General features: G+C 37.8%; 14 protein-coding genes and 1 other annotated feature. Of the genes, 13 read left to right on the top strand and 1 reads right to left on the bottom strand.

The window, feature by feature from the left end:
* Positions 1-55 precede the first annotated feature (55 nt).
* The 6 genes from ACMGGO_RS18075 to ileS all read left to right on the top strand — a co-directional run bounded on the left by ACMGGO_RS18075 (position 56) and on the right by ileS (position 6,322).
* On the top strand, positions 56-760 hold the full coding sequence (locus tag ACMGGO_RS18075; RefSeq protein ID WP_054549893.1) for a YggS family pyridoxal phosphate-dependent enzyme: 705 nt from the start codon (positions 56-58) through the stop codon (positions 758-760).
* Positions 744-1,241 (top strand): cell division protein SepF, encoded by a 498-nt coding sequence (locus ACMGGO_RS18070; RefSeq protein ID WP_004227319.1) that lies wholly within the window; start codon positions 744-746, stop codon positions 1,239-1,241. Before ACMGGO_RS18075 ends, ACMGGO_RS18070 begins: the two co-directional genes overlap by 17 nt.
* 20 nt (positions 1,242-1,261) lie before the next feature.
* Positions 1,262-1,543, top strand: a complete 282-nt coding sequence (locus ACMGGO_RS18065) for a YggT family protein (protein ID WP_004227322.1) — start codon at positions 1,262-1,264, stop codon at positions 1,541-1,543.
* 169 nt (positions 1,544-1,712) lie between these two features.
* On the top strand, positions 1,713-2,501 hold the full coding sequence (locus tag ACMGGO_RS18060) for an RNA-binding protein (RefSeq protein ID WP_339280642.1): 789 nt from the start codon (positions 1,713-1,715) through the stop codon (positions 2,499-2,501).
* A gap of 95 nt (positions 2,502-2,596) precedes the next feature.
* Positions 2,597-3,121: a DivIVA domain-containing protein gene (locus ACMGGO_RS18055; protein ID WP_004227329.1), complete on the top strand. Its 525-nt coding sequence runs from the start codon at positions 2,597-2,599 to the stop codon at positions 3,119-3,121.
* A gap of 96 nt (positions 3,122-3,217) precedes the next feature.
* Positions 3,218-3,441 (top strand) — a binding site (T-box leader).
* A 112-nt stretch (positions 3,442-3,553) separates the two neighbouring features.
* Positions 3,554-6,322, top strand: a complete 2,769-nt coding sequence (ileS, locus tag ACMGGO_RS18050) for an isoleucine--tRNA ligase (RefSeq protein ID WP_103117547.1) — start codon at positions 3,554-3,556, stop codon at positions 6,320-6,322.
* Positions 6,323-6,421: 99 nt separating this feature from the next.
* Here the strand turns inward: ileS and ACMGGO_RS18045 are convergent, their stop codons facing one another.
* Positions 6,422-7,627, bottom strand: coding sequence for an AraC family transcriptional regulator (locus ACMGGO_RS18045; RefSeq protein ID WP_066037185.1), 1,206 nt, complete (start codon positions 7,625-7,627; stop codon positions 6,422-6,424).
* A gap of 202 nt (positions 7,628-7,829) precedes the next feature.
* Between ACMGGO_RS18045 and ACMGGO_RS18040 the strand changes: the two genes are divergently transcribed.
* The 7 genes from ACMGGO_RS18040 to ACMGGO_RS18010 all read left to right on the top strand — a co-directional run bounded on the left by ACMGGO_RS18040 (position 7,830) and on the right by ACMGGO_RS18010 (position 14,497).
* A complete protein-coding gene (locus ACMGGO_RS18040; protein ID WP_048394642.1) occupies positions 7,830-8,165 on the top strand; it encodes a hypothetical protein in 336 nt (111 codons plus the stop codon).
* A gap of 24 nt (positions 8,166-8,189) precedes the next feature.
* On the top strand, positions 8,190-9,758 hold the full coding sequence (locus tag ACMGGO_RS18035) for a cation acetate symporter (protein ID WP_004227344.1): 1,569 nt from the start codon (positions 8,190-8,192) through the stop codon (positions 9,756-9,758).
* Between the two features lie 164 nt (positions 9,759-9,922).
* Positions 9,923-10,402, top strand: coding sequence for a signal peptidase II (lspA, locus tag ACMGGO_RS18030; protein WP_004227346.1), 480 nt, complete (start codon positions 9,923-9,925; stop codon positions 10,400-10,402).
* On the top strand, positions 10,399-11,310 hold the full coding sequence (locus tag ACMGGO_RS18025) for an RluA family pseudouridine synthase (RefSeq protein WP_054549866.1): 912 nt from the start codon (positions 10,399-10,401) through the stop codon (positions 11,308-11,310). Before lspA ends, ACMGGO_RS18025 begins: the two co-directional genes overlap by 4 nt.
* A 240-nt stretch (positions 11,311-11,550) precedes the next feature.
* Complete coding sequence (pyrR, locus tag ACMGGO_RS18020) at positions 11,551-12,099, top strand: bifunctional pyr operon transcriptional regulator/uracil phosphoribosyltransferase PyrR (RefSeq protein WP_004227349.1); 549 nt, start codon at positions 11,551-11,553, stop codon at positions 12,097-12,099.
* A 14-nt stretch (positions 12,100-12,113) separates the two neighbouring features.
* Positions 12,114-13,424: a uracil-xanthine permease family protein gene (locus ACMGGO_RS18015; RefSeq protein ID WP_054549867.1), complete on the top strand. Its 1,311-nt coding sequence runs from the start codon at positions 12,114-12,116 to the stop codon at positions 13,422-13,424.
* Positions 13,425-13,618: 194 nt separating this feature from the next.
* Entirely contained in the window at positions 13,619-14,497 is an 879-nt protein-coding gene (locus tag ACMGGO_RS18010) for an aspartate carbamoyltransferase catalytic subunit (protein WP_048394636.1), read from the top strand.

Genomic DNA, 14,497 nt, shown 5'->3' with positions numbered 1-14,497 from the left:
TCAAGCATTGCTTGTTACAATAAAGGAAACTATTGTTGTAAAGTTGGGAAAAACAGTGACAAAAATCTTAACAAATTTAAACAAACTAAATGATTTAATAACAGCAGCAGAAAAAAAAGGGAATCGTGAGGGCGAAAAAGTCCAAATAATTGCCGTGACGAAGGAAGTTTCTGTTGAAAGAACACAAGAAGCAATTGAAGCAGGGCTCACTCATTTAGGAGAAAACAGACCAGAGGGCTTACATCGTAAAATTACTGAGATACATGCTGATGTTCATTGGCATTACATTGGGTCGCTTCAAACACGTAAAGTAAAACAAGTGATTAACAGCATTGATTATTTACACTCCTTAGATCGTTTGAGTTTGGCAGAAGAAATTGAAAAAAGAGCCGAACAACCTGTTAAATGTTTTGTACAAGTAAATATTTCTGGTGAAGAATCAAAACATGGTTTAACTATCGAAGAAGTTTTGCCTTTTGTAGAAGCGTTAAAAGGTTTTACTAAGATTCAAGTTGTAGGTTTAATGACTATGGCACCAAACACCGAAAACGAAGCAATTATTCGCTCTGTTTTCAAGCAATTAAAACAATGTCAACAGCAAATAGCCGAGCAAGGATTCGCACACGCACCTTGTACCGAGTTATCAATGGGCATGTCTAATGACTTTGAAATTGCGGTAGAGGAAGGGGCTACTTTTGTTCGAGTCGGAACGGCTCTTGTTGGAAATGAAAGAGGGGAACAGGATGAGCATGAAAAATAAGATTAAAAACTTCTTTTACCTTGAAGAAGAATTAGAAGAAGAAATCACGCAAGCTCCTATTCAGCAACAACAACCCATACAACAACAGCAACCGATTCATTCAGTTAAGCCAAAAAAAATGATGAAAGAACGCAAAGCACCTATTCATGAAATCATGCCACAAAGCACAGCAACTCCTAATAACATTGTCAGTTTGCAGGCAGCTATGAGTTCTAAGGGAGCAAAAGTTGTTTTAATAGAACCGAGAGTTTATGCAGAAGCACAAGATATCGCAGAGCATTTAAAAAATAAACGTGCAACAATTGTCAATTTGCAACGTATCGAAAGAGAACAAGGTAAACGCATTATTGATTTTTTAAGTGGCACAGTCTATGCTCTTGCTGGAGATATTCAACGTATTGGTAAAGATATCTTCCTTTGTACGCCAGATAATGTAGAAGTGACTGGTGAAATTACAAACTTTATTTTAGACGATAATTAATAGCGAGGATTGTAGTTTATATGACTTTTTTTATTATACTTGGTTATGTATCATTAGCATTTAAGATTTACTCATTCATGCTAATTGCATATATCTTAATGTCTTGGGTGCCTGCCGCTCAAAATTCAGCAATTGGTCGCATGCTTGAAAAAGTTTGTGAGCCATATTTAGGTATTTTTAGGAAATTCATTCCGCCTCTTGGTATGATTGATATTTCGCCAATTGTGGCCATCTTTATGCTGAATTTTATAGAAAGAGGGCTTTATATAGTCATTCAGAAAATATATTTTATGTTCGCTTAGAAGTAAATCCTCACGTTTTGGTGGGGATTTTTTATTTATTTTAATTTTCTATGCTACTAAAGCGACTAATAAAAAATTTAAAACAATGACGTTCAAACGTCATTAATTGGGAATACTAAGTTTCCAACTAACAAAGCAAAATGGAACTAGTGAAAGAGGAGACAACAAGATGGAACACTTAATCCAGCATTTTCGAAAAGATGAACAGCCCTTTATTGAACAGGTAATAAGCTGGCAGCGTGAGGTTGAAGATCGTTATGCGCCTAAGCTGACAGATTTTCTTGATCCAAGACAACGTTTTATTGTGACATCGATTATCGGGCAAAATGATACCCTAAAAACTGCATGCACAGGTTTATTTGAAGAGGCGGAGAGGCAGCGTATGCTTATTTTTCCTACTTACTATGAAGCAATAGAAGAAGACTTTCAGTTAGTGGCATTTACGATTCAATATCCAGTGAAATTTGTCCAATTACGACATCCTGATGTTTTAGGTGCGTTGCTTTCATTAGGTTTAAACCGTGGCAAATTTGGTGATATTCGTGTAAATGATCAGCAGGTGCAATTCGTTGTAGCTCAAGAGGTAGCAGAATACGTTCGATTACATTTAACAGGTATTGGTAAAGTTAAGGTGCATATTGAGTCTTTAAAAGAAGCGGATTCCCTTATTGTAAATGAGGAAGAATGGTTGGAGGAATCTCATACAGTATCTTCCATGCGCTTAGATGTAATAATTGCGACTGTATTAAATGTATCACGCCAAAAAGCTCAAGCTTTAATTACTGGGAAAAAAGTTCGTGTAAATTGGACAGAAAGAGATACAGTTGCTTTTGAATTACAAGAGGGAGATATTTTATCGATACGTGGAAGTGGTCGGGTGAAAATTATTATGACTGAAGGCCGAACAAAAAAAGATAAAATCCGTCTTCAAATCGGTCGATTGGCCCAAAAAAGCTGAAAGTGAAGTAAATTTCATTAATTTTTACTGCTAAGTTGTCGGAACAATTGTATAATAGGAATTACGAATGTACATGTAAAGGAGAGAAGGATTGTATGCCATTATCACCTATTGATATACATAATAAGGAGTTTACAAAAGCCTTCAGAGGTTATGCTGAAGATGAAGTAAATGAATTTTTAGATCAGATTATTAAAGACTATGAAATTCTGCTTCGTGAAAAAAAAGAGGTTGATAAGCAATTAGAGATGGCTTTAGAACAAGCGAGGCATTTCAACACCTTAGAAGAAACTTTGCAGAAGTCTATTGTCGTTGCACAAGAAGCGGCTGATGAAGTGAGAAGAAATTCTCAAAAAGAGGCAAAGCTCATTGTAAAAGAAGCTGAAAAAAATGCTGATCGAATTGTCAATGAAGCTTTGACGAAGGCTCGTAAGGTGACGATTGAAATTGATGAGCTTAAAAAGCAATCTAAGGTATTTCGTAATCGTTTCAAGATGCTTGTAGAAGCACAGCTGGATTTACTTAATGCAGATGACTGGGATCATTTGCTGCAATATGATATCGATTTAACAGAAATTCAAGCATCTGTTGAAGAAGCACAGGATTCTGAGGATATTTAACTTTTCTTTTTAATTGCTGTAATTGACAAATGAAACTTGACGCGATTGTTTGAATTTCATATACTTTGTAATAGTAATTATTTTGAACAGATATGCATAAAAGCAGAGACGAAGACAGTATTTGTTAGGCGTTGTTAAGCGATTTGGGGACAGTGAGAGCCCAAACATACAACTAGCATTGAACATCACTTCTGAGCTAAATAACTGAAAAAAGTAGGTTATTTCGTGATGCACGACGTTAAACGTGCTTTTAAGAGGTAGTGCAAATTTTTGTACTACAATTAGGGTGGTACCGCGAGTAGAAGCTTCTCGTCCCTTAGTGGGATTGAGGGCTTTTTTTGTTTGTTTCCGAATCGTTTTAGATAATTTTGCCAATAACTGTCTTATGAGAAAAATGTCTACCTGTTTGTGTAAAATAAAGGAGGAATTTTAATGGTTGAATACAAAGATACTTTATTAATGCCAAAAACAGATTTCCCAATGCGTGGAAATTTACCGGCAAATGAGCCAAAAATGCAAGAAAAATGGAATGGCATGGATATTAACAAATTACAGATGGAGCGTACGGAAGGTCGACCAGAATTTGTTCTACATGATGGTCCTCCCTATGCAAATGGTGATATCCATATAGGTCATGCTCTAAATAAAGTATTGAAGGATATGATTACACGTCATCGCTCCATGACTGGCTACCATGTCAATTATATTCCAGGTTGGGATACACATGGTTTACCAATTGAGCAAGCATTGACTAACAAAGGTGTAAAACGTAAAGAAATGTCAGTAGCAGCATTCCGCCAACTTTGTGAAGAGTATGCTTATGAGCAAATTGACAATCAACGTGCCCAATTCCGCCGTCTAGGCATTCGAGGTGATTGGGAAAATCCATATATTACATTAAAGCCTGAGTTTGAAGCTCGTCAAATTGAAGTATTCGGTAAAATGGCGGAAAAAGGTTATATCTATAAAGGGTTAAAGCCGGTTTATTGGTCTCCTTCTTCTGAATCTGCTTTGGCGGAAGCTGAAATTGAATATAAGGACATCAAATCTCCATCCATTTATGTAAGCTTTGCAATTAAGGATGCGAAGGGTGTTGTTCCAGCAGATGCTAAATTTATCATTTGGACAACAACACCATGGACATTACCAGCAAACTTAGGGATTTCTTTGAATCCTGAATTTATCTATGTAGTAGTTGCAGTGGCTAATAAAAAATTCATCATTGCCAAAGAGTTATTAGAGTCAGTGGCAACTACGCTTGGATGGGTAGACTATGAGGTTGTACAAGAGGTAAAAGGAGAGGCATTAGATCGTATTGTAGCACAACATCCATTCTACGATCGTGAATCGCTTATTATGGTAGGTGAACACGTAACTGCTGAAGCGGGTACAGGTTGTGTTCATACAGCCCCAGGGCATGGTGAAGACGATTATCATATTGGTAAACAGTACGGTTTAGGTATTCTTAGCCCTCTTGATAATAGTGGCTGTTATACAGATGAAGCACCTGGCTTTGAAGGCGTGTTTTATAATGATGCGAATAAACTCGTCACAGAAAAACTAAAAGAAGTAGGAGCGTTAGAAAAGCTTGATTTCTTTACGCACTCCTATCCACATGACTGGCGTACGAAAAAGCCTGTTATTTATCGTGCGACACCACAATGGTTTGCATCTGTTGAAGCATTCCGTGGGGAGTTATTAGAGGCTGTAAAAGCAACAGCATTTACACCAGCTTGGGGAGAAACTCGTCTTTATAATATGATTCGTGATCGTGGAGACTGGGTAATTTCACGTCAACGTGCGTGGGGTGTGCCGATTCCGATTTTCTATGCTGAAAATGGTGAACCTATTATTACACCTGAAACAATTAGTCATGTCTCAGCATTATTCCGTGAGAATGGATCAAATATTTGGTTCCAAAAAACAGCAAAAGAGTTATTACCAGAAGGCTTTACACATCCAGGTAGCCCGAACGGCGAATTTACAAAAGAAAATGATATTATGGATGTTTGGTTTGATTCCGGTTCATCACACCAAGGTGTACTAGTAGAACGTGGTATGAAATATCCAGCTGATCTCTATTTAGAGGGTTCTGACCAACATCGTGGTTGGTTTAATTCCTCTCTTATTACATCTGTAGCTATTAACGGCTATGCACCATACAAAGGACTTTTAACACATGGTTTTGTACTTGATGGTGAAGGACGTAAAATGAGTAAATCTTTAGGGAATGTGATTATTCCGCAAAAAGTAATGGATCAGTATGGAGCAGACATACTTCGTTTATGGGTTGCTTCTGTTGATTATACAGCAGATGTGCGCATCTCTATGGATATGTTAAAGCAAGTATCTGAAGTGTATCGTAAAATTCGTAATACTTTCCGTTTCTTACACGGCAATATTGCTGATTTCGATCCTACGAAAGATCGTGTAAGTTATGCTGAGCTTCGTGAAATGGATCAATATGTGTATATGCGCTTACAGGATGTCTTAAAAACTGTGCGTGCTGCCTATGATCGCTATGATTTTGCTGCTGTCTATCATGTAGTCAATAATTTCGTTGCTGTAGAGTTATCTTCATTCTATCTTGATATTGCCAAAGACGTAGTCTATATCGAGGGTCATGACAATAAGGATCGTCGTGCGATGCAAACAGTTATTTATGATACATTGATGACATTAGTAAAAATCATGACACCAATTATCCCACATACAACAGATGAAATGTGGTCTTATCTACATGCTCAAGGTATTGTAGAAGAAGTTTCTGTTCAATTAACAGATTTCCCAGAGGTAGATGTTCAAGCGAATTTTGACAGCCTACGTACAAAATGGGAAAAAATTATTGATGTACGCGATGATATTTTAAAAGCATTAGAGGAAGCACGTAATGCGAAAACAATTGGTAAATCACTTGAAGCAAAAGTCACTGTCTACGCGAAAGAAGATGTTGTCGCATTATTGAACGATGCCAACATTGACTTTGCACAACTTTCCATCGTTTCAGCTTTTGAGGTAGCTGCTATCGAGGAGGCACCTGCTGAAGCTTTAACACTTGAGCATGTTTCCATTGTTGTTGAGAAGGCTACAGGTGAGAAATGTGAGCGTTGCTGGTCAATTTCTGAAACAGTTGGTTCAAATGAAGCACAACCTACAGTATGTGCTCGCTGTGCAGAAGTTGTAGAAAAGTATTACGTTTAATCTATAAATAACAAGAATCTGCATTTTAATGTAGAGGATGTGCAAGTCTCCTTGTTGGAGGCTTGCTTTTTTCATGGAAGTTTTGCAGATTCTTTTCCATTATTTAAATAAAATTTCTGTCGTATTGCGATAGTCTGTTGGAGATATACCTACATATTTTTTAAAAGTTAAACTATAGTAATTTGGTGTATTGAAGCCACAGGTGGAGGAGATTTTTTCTATGGTGTAGTCGTACTTGCGTAAAAAAGGTAAGGTTTTGATAATGCGTGTATAAGCAACATAGTCAACAAAATTACGACCTGTTTCTTTTTTAAATAGTCTACTAAAATGAGTTGGGCTAAAGTTAATATATTTTGCAACATCACGAATGGTCAGTTGTTCGTCGTAATGTTCTTCAATATACTGAATAGCTTTTTGCAGCTGCTCATGCTTTGTTAAATCTTCGTAATATCGGATGTGTATATTATGGATAGGTGGTTTTCTACGTGCTTTTCTAGCCTGGCTATAGGATTCCTTCACTTGCATAGCATCCTGAAATACACCTCCAACCCCCATAAAAAGATGAATAGAACAATCCCTTTTTAGGGTCTCGATAACCTCTAATAAACAGGCTTCACCCTCAGTCCAATGTTTGAAAGAGTTGTAGTCAGTAGGAATTCGCATGAGAAGTAATAAATAGCGTTCAAAATGTAAAAAGGATAATGAGGCCTTCTCAGCAAAGTGCTGACGAAAAACAGTTGTAATACTACTACTTGCATCGTGTGGGACAGCTTTCTTATTAGCCCCATCAATATAGCCTTGAATTAAAAATACAATATTAGGTATACAGCTTGTCGATAAAAATGAAGCAGATTGTATTATTTCTTGTTCATTGTCAATTTCTCCACGGATCAGGCGTTTTAAAAATGCTTCCCTAAATGGAGAGGTATGTTGTTGGGATACTTGTTGTGATAGCTCAAGCATTGTAAGTGTACTCGCCTTTTTTTCCTGATAGGACGTATACAGCTTTTTTACAATTCGTAAAAATTTTGATTTTTGTAATGGTTTTATGAGAAGTGCGGGTAAAGCTAATTCAATTGCTATACCAGTCGAGTAGGTAAGGTGTTCTGTAACAAACGGGACAATAATACTATTAGGATAATTTCTTTTTAATCGATTAATCTTTACCCAATCAAATAACCGATTGACTTCATAGACAATAATGACCTCATCTTCTGGCTTTGGCACTTTACATTCCTCTAAAGCGTTTGGTAAAACCTCTTTTAACCATTCACTCATTTGCTGCTTGTCAAATGAGCTTTCCATATACCATACCACCTTTAAAATGCTACCAGCCCCCTACGAATAAAAAGATAAAAATATTTTAACTTAAAATAGCAATTTTTTGTACTAATACAGCAATATTTTATATCTATATTGAAGTTGAAATAGAATAGAATAATTGTAGTGAATAATAATTTGAAATTTCAGACAATTATTCACTTACCAAAAAAGGGGGAGTTGGCTTATGGCGGAAGTAGGCAGTCATGATTATGACTATGTAGAAGCAGGAACAATTGATGTGAAAGATCTACCACCTTTAGATGCAACAACAAACAAAATTATGAAAGATGAATTTACAACAGGTTTAGGTTTATCGATATTTTACTTTATTTTGATTTTTAGTATCCCTGTTATGAATTGGTTTGCGCCAGCATTTGCGTTTAAGAAGATCTGGGGTGGTATGACAGTCACATGGTTTGTGACAACGATTGTAATGATGGCTATGGCATTTATTATTGCATATGTTCACACAGCCATGTACGAGAAACGTCTAAAGCAATATGATATAGCAAATAAGTAGTTGGAACAAAGGGGGAAATGTTGAATGATGGAAGCTCTATTAGAACCAAAGATGTTAATGACCATTGCTTTAATGGGAACAATTGTATACATTACGTATTTAACAAAAAGAAATGCAACAGCTTCGGATTTCTTTGTAGGTGGCCGAAGCTTCGGATGGTTTACAAATGGGTCTGCCATTGGTGGGGATTACTTAAGTGCAGCAACATTTCTGGGTATCGCAGGGTTAACATTTCAACTTGGATATGATGGTGCTTATTATGCTTTTTGCTTCTCCATTGGGTTAACATTATTAGCGATTTTTGTGGCAGGTCCTTTAAGACGTTTTGGTGCATTTACCGTTGCAGATTTTTTAGGCTATCGTTTTCATAGTAGACGAGCTCGGCTTGTAGCTGTGGCAGTGGTGTTAGCTATTTCAGGCTTTTATGCAGCTCCCCAATTATTAGGTGCTGCACAGATTTTAAGTATGTTTTTCGGTACTTCTTATGAATTCGGCATTATATTTACTTGTGTTGTTATGATTTTTTATGTAGGTATTGGTGGTATGAAAGGAACAACCATCAACCAAGCATTAGAGTTGTGGATTCGTCTTGGTGCGTTTATTGTGATGTTAATTGCAGCAGTTTATGGCGGTTTACATTATGATAAAATTTTAGCAGCCATCCATTCATTTAGCGGTCCAATTACAGGCACTTCACCGTATGCCTTAGATGGCAATGATATCAATTTTGATGGTGCTGCTTGGACAGGCACGGGCTTTTATTTCCCCACGTTCTGGCAAACAATTAGTATGACGATAGGATTAGCGCTAGGAACAATTGGTCTTCCTCATATTTTATTGCGCTTTTATACAAACCCAAGTGCTAAAGCAGCCCGTAAATCTGCACTCATGGCCATTGGAATTGCAAGCGCGTTCTTCTTGTTAGCTGTTTATTTAGGTGTTGTAGGTCGATCTATTTTCATTTCTGGGACAGCTAGTGAGGAAGTCATGCGTGATTTAGTGCTGGGTGGGAATAATATGGTCATTCCTACTACAGCCCTTGCACTAGGTGGCAAATGGCTACTTGGATTAGTTATAGCAGGAGCATTTGCAGCTATTTTCTCCAATCTTTCAGGATTGTTTATTACAAGCTCAGGTGCACTAGCTCATGATTTATATGCCAATATCATGAAAAAGGATATTACACAAAAACAACGAGTTATTGCTGGGAAAGTGGCTATTGTATTATTAGGTATTTTATATGGAGCATTGGGTTTACTTGTAAAGGATGCATCCATTGGCCATTTAGTGGCGCTCGCTTTTACTGTCGCTGCAAGTACATTTACCCCAATATTCATTTTAGGTATTTGGTGGAGAGGCATGACAGAAAAAGGAGCCATTGCAGGATTATTAATAGGACTTGGCGTGTCTATGTGGATGATCTTTTTACCAGGAACGTTACCAAGCTTCTTGCAGTTTAAAATTCCAGGTATTGTGACAGTACCTGTGGGCTTCTTATCTGTTATCATCGTGTCATTAATAGATCGCAAAGTTCCTGCTGATGTTAATGACTTCATGAAGCGAGTACATTCAAAAGAATCTGAAACTGTCTAACCAATAAGTTATGGCTATTTCTATTGCTTAAACGTAATAGGGGTAGCCTTTTTATATTTCTTGAAGAGATTTAGAATCAGCCATATTTAGATATGATATTAGTTATTGTGAATGGTACTGTTATGGTAGAATAGGTAAGATGTTGAGTGAACGGAGGAATGTCTGTGTATAAATATTATGGATTAGCTGCTTTTGTCGTTTTACTGGATCAATGGACAAAATGGCTGATTGTGAAAAATATGGAATATGCTGAACGCATTGCTGTATGGGACCCATGGTTTGGTATTTTGTCTCATCGAAATAGAGGGGCAGCATGGGGGATGCTAGAGGGGCAAATGTGGTTGTTTAGTATTGTCACAGTTGCTGTTATCTGTGCGATTGTCTATTTTTATCATAAAGAAGCAAAGGGAAAGCCTGTTTTTCAAGTCGGCTTAATGCTCTTGCTTGGTGGTGCAGTAGGAAACTTTATAGACCGTCTATTTAGAGGAGAAGTGGTCGATTTTGTAGATGTTTTAATTCCAATTATTAATTATGATTTTCCTATTTTTAATGTGGCAGATGCTGCATTAACAATAGCGGTTGTCGTGCTGATGATTGGCTTAATTATGGAAGATAAAAAAGAGAAGAAACAGGTGAAACAATGACGCAAGTAACATATACAATCGAAGAACAGCAGCAAGGAGAGCGCATTGATAAAGCACTTTCTAGCTTACAATCTGAGTGGTCACGCACGCAAATTGGGAACTGGATTAGTGAGGGAGTCATTAAAGTAAACGGTGATGCTGTAAAGGCAAAATATAAGGTTAAAGCTGGTGACATCATCGCTATTGATGTACCAGAAGTGGAAGAATTGGATGTTGTCGCAGAAAATTTAGATTTAGATATTGTTTATGAGGATGCAGATGTTCTTGTTGTGAATAAACCAAAGGGTATGGTGGTACATCCAGCACCGGGCCATATGGGAGGTACACTGGTAAATGGCTTAATGTATCATTGTAAAGACTTATCAGGGATTAATGGTGTACTACGACCAGGAATTGTCCATCGTATCGACAAAGATACATCGGGCTTATTGATGGTTGCTAAAAACGATACGGCTCATGAATCATTAGTCAATCAATTAGTGAATAAAACAGTTACTCGTAAATATATTGCTCTTGTCCACGGGCATATTGCACATGATAAGGGGACAATTGATGCACCAATTGGACGTGACCAAAAAGATCGCCAAAAACAGGCTGTTGTCGATAATGGTAAACATGCTGTCACACACTTCCAAGTTGTTGAACGTTTTGGTGACTATACGCTTGTGGAATGTCGTTTAGAAACGGGCCGTACACACCAAATTCGTGTGCATATGAATTATATTGGCTTCCCACTTGTTGGAGATCCAAAATATGGTCCGAAAAAGACAATCGACTTTGGGGGACAAGTTTTACATGCAGCGACTTTAGGATTCGATCATCCTTCATCTGGAGAATACTTGGAGTTTGAAACACCACTTCCAGCTGATTATGAACAATTATTAAATGATTTACGAAATAGGCATTGACGTATACGAAAAGAAAGTCTATACTAACGACAGTGAATGAACAACATAACTAAATATTCACCTTTAATGGCAGTCCAGAGAGGCTGAGAAGGGACATGTGATAGTGTTGTGGAAATTTGTGCTGCAAATTTTTCCAACATGCTTTTTCGACACGTATACAACCCTCTCAGGCTATTCGCCTCGAGAGGTTTTTTTATGGACACATGGCCGATAATAGATTGAAGAGAGGAGGATACGAATATGGCACAAAATGAATTATTAGATGGCCCATCAATGACACGAGCATTAACACGTATTGCCCATGAAATAATTGAACGTAATAAAGGAATCGATGAATGTATTTTAGTTGGCATTAAAACACGAGGTGCCTTTCTAGCCAGACGTTTGGCGCAGCGAATTGAAAAAATTGAAGGTAAACCGATTCGTACAGGGGAACTTGATATTACACTTTACCGAGATGATTTAACAACGAAACATGAAAACGAACAAGCACATGTAGAACAAGTTGATATCGAGTATCAAGTGAAAAATCAAAAAATCATCTTAGTAGATGATGTACTTTATACAGGTCGAACAGTACGTGCAGCTCTAGATGCTGTAATGGATTTAGGAAGACCTGCACAAATTCAACTAGCTGTTCTAGTAGATAGAGGACATCGAGAGCTACCAATTAGAGCAGACTATGTGGGAAAAAACGTTCCAACTTCTGGCTCTGAGCGCATTGTTGTCAATTTACAAGAAGTAGACGGAGAAGATTGCGTCATTATTTACAAAGAAGACGAACAATAAAGTGAGGAAACAGTATGTCAAATGCAGTTTTAGATATTAAGGATAAACCGACCCCGCTCCAGCTAGTGACATTAAGTTTCCAGCATATGTTTGCGATGTTTGGTTCAACGATTTTAGTACCGCAGTTAGTAGGTCTTAGTCCAGCGATTGCCCTTTTAACAAGCGGAATTGCTACATTATTCTTCCTATTAATTACGAAATTCCAGGTACCGGCTTATTTAGGCTCATCCTTCGCCTTTATTGCACCAATCCTACTTGCTGCAGGTGGTTTAAATGAAGACGGTTCGAGTGTAAACCCAGGCAATGCCATGATCGGTGCTATGGCTGTCGGCATTACGTACGGAATTGTATCCTTAATCATTTGGAAAAGTGGTTATAAGTGGATTATGAAAATCTTGCCACCGATTGTGGTAGGTCCAGTAATTATGGTAATTGGGCTTGGACTTTCTGGTACGGCTGTGAATATGGCAATGAACGTTAATGGAGAGTATAGCTTTTTACACTTCTCAGCTGCTTTAGTTACGGTCTTTACAGCGATCATCTTTACGATTTTCTTTAAAGGAATTTTAAGCACTATGCCAATTTTGATGGGCCTAATTGTAGGTTACATTTACTCCATGATAATTGACATAGTAGACTATACACCGATTGCCAAAGCAAAATTCTTCGCTATGCCTGATTTCTTAATACCGGGTGTGCATTATGAGTTTGAAATAACAACAAAAATTCTACTTATCATGGTACCGATCGTTATTGTAACAATTTCAGAACATATTGGTCATCAACTGGTATTAGGAAAAGTAGTAGATCGGGATTATATTAAAGAGCCAGGACTACACCGTTCGCTACTAGGTGACGGACTTGGCACATTTGTGAGTGCTTTAATCGGAGGCCCTCCGAAAACAACGTATGGTGAGAATATTGGTGTACTAGCCATTACTCGAGTATACAGTATCTACGTTATTGCAGGTGCAGCAGTGGTTGCTATCTTACTATCATTCTTCGGGAAAGCAATGGCCGTAATTGCAACGATTCCAACCGCAGTACTTGGTGGGGTCTCCATCTTACTCTTCGGAATTATCGCAGCAAGTGGCTTACGTATGCTAGTAGATAATCATATTGATTTTGGTAACAGTCGTAACCTAGTAATTGCTTCAGTGATTTTAGTCATTGGTATTGGCGGTGCCAAGTTTGTTATCTCAGAATCATTGAGTGTTGAAGGAATGGCCCTAGCAGCGATTATTGGTGTGCTATTGAATGCGATTCTACCAGGTAAAAAAGAAGCTGATATACCCGTACAATACAATCAAAATAAAGATTCATAGTAGTACCTTTTAATGAATTGTCCAGAGAGGCAAAAAAAGGGAAGTTGTGGACAGGCTGAAGTAGGATGTATGTCTTGCTGTAGTTTGTCACGCCTCCTCATGCCTCGTTGATGACATCAACGGGGCTTTTACTTTATATACAGAGAACGTCAGACAAAGACGTTCACGATTCACAACCTAATGGAGGTCACATGATGAAGAACTTATTATCGATGGAACATTTAACAACAGAAGAGATTAACCAAATCCTAGATCTTGCGCAAGCATTTGAAAATGGTGAAACATCATCGTTATCTCGCACACACAAAGTGGCCAACCTATTCTTTGAACCAAGTACTCGTACAAAAACAAGCTTTGAAATGGCAGAATACAAAATTGGCTGTCATGTTATCCCTTTTGATGCAGGGTTTTCGAGTGTTACAAAAGGGGAAACGATGTACGATACGGTCAAAACATTGGAAATGATTGGTTTAGATGCTGTCATCATTCGAGCGTCAGAAGATGAGTATTACAATGAGCTGCTGAATGGTATCAACGTAGCGATTATTAATGCAGGAGATGGTGCTGGGCAACACCCTTCACAATCCTTATTGGATCTTTATACCATCAAAAAAGAGTTTGGCTATTTCGAAGGGTTGAATGTCACAATTGCAGGAGATATCTCTCATAGTCGAGTAGCGAAATCAAATGCAACAGCATTACAAAATTTAGGGGCAAATGTTCATTTCCTTTGCCCAGAAGAATGGTCTGGCGGTTTTGAAGCGCACCATTCATGGGATAATCTGATCGAAATAAGTGATGTCATTATGTTACTACGTGTGCAACATGAACGTCATAAAGTAAATAAAAGCTTCTCAAAGGAAGGTTACCATCAAGAGTTTGGTTTAACAATTGAACGAGAAAAGCAAATGAAAGAATCGGCCATTATTATGCATCCAGCACCCGTCAATCGTGATGTCGAAATTGCTTCTGAGTTAGTCGAGTGTGATCGCTCTCGAATTTTTGAACAGGTGCGGAACGGTGTTTACACAAGGATGGCTATTATGGAAACCATTTTAAAGGGGAGAGAATAA

The sequence above is a fragment of the Lysinibacillus sp. BNK-21 genome (assembly GCF_048684915.1).
Lineage (GTDB): Bacteria > Bacillota > Bacilli > Bacillales_A > Planococcaceae > Lysinibacillus > Lysinibacillus capsici.
The sequence above is the reverse complement of the archived record's forward strand: the minus strand, read 5'-3'. Positions and strand labels throughout refer to the sequence as shown.

Excerpts from the sequence above, each read along its gene's own strand:
- ACMGGO_RS18025 (WP_054549866.1), top strand. The coding sequence starts at position 10,399 with ATGACGCAAGTAACATATACAATCGAAGAACAGCAGCAAGGAGAGCGC.
- pyrR (WP_004227349.1), top strand. The coding sequence starts at position 11,551 with ATGGCACAAAATGAATTATTAGATGGCCCATCAATGACACGAGCATTA.
- ACMGGO_RS18055 (WP_004227329.1), top strand. The coding sequence starts at position 2,597 with ATGCCATTATCACCTATTGATATACATAATAAGGAGTTTACAAAAGCC.
- ACMGGO_RS18015 (WP_054549867.1), top strand. The coding sequence starts at position 12,114 with ATGTCAAATGCAGTTTTAGATATTAAGGATAAACCGACCCCGCTCCAG.
- ACMGGO_RS18060 (WP_339280642.1), top strand. The coding sequence starts at position 1,713 with ATGGAACACTTAATCCAGCATTTTCGAAAAGATGAACAGCCCTTTATT.
- ACMGGO_RS18070 (WP_004227319.1), top strand. The coding sequence starts at position 744 with ATGAGCATGAAAAATAAGATTAAAAACTTCTTTTACCTTGAAGAAGAA.
- ACMGGO_RS18040 (WP_048394642.1), top strand. The coding sequence starts at position 7,830 with ATGGCGGAAGTAGGCAGTCATGATTATGACTATGTAGAAGCAGGAACA.
- ACMGGO_RS18010 (WP_048394636.1), top strand. The coding sequence starts at position 13,619 with ATGAAGAACTTATTATCGATGGAACATTTAACAACAGAAGAGATTAAC.
- ileS (WP_103117547.1), top strand. The coding sequence starts at position 3,554 with ATGGTTGAATACAAAGATACTTTATTAATGCCAAAAACAGATTTCCCA.
- ACMGGO_RS18045 (WP_066037185.1), bottom strand. The coding sequence starts at position 7,627 with ATGGAAAGCTCATTTGACAAGCAGCAAATGAGTGAATGGTTAAAAGAG.
- ACMGGO_RS18035 (WP_004227344.1), top strand. The coding sequence starts at position 8,190 with ATGATGGAAGCTCTATTAGAACCAAAGATGTTAATGACCATTGCTTTA.
- ACMGGO_RS18065 (WP_004227322.1), top strand. The coding sequence starts at position 1,262 with ATGACTTTTTTTATTATACTTGGTTATGTATCATTAGCATTTAAGATT.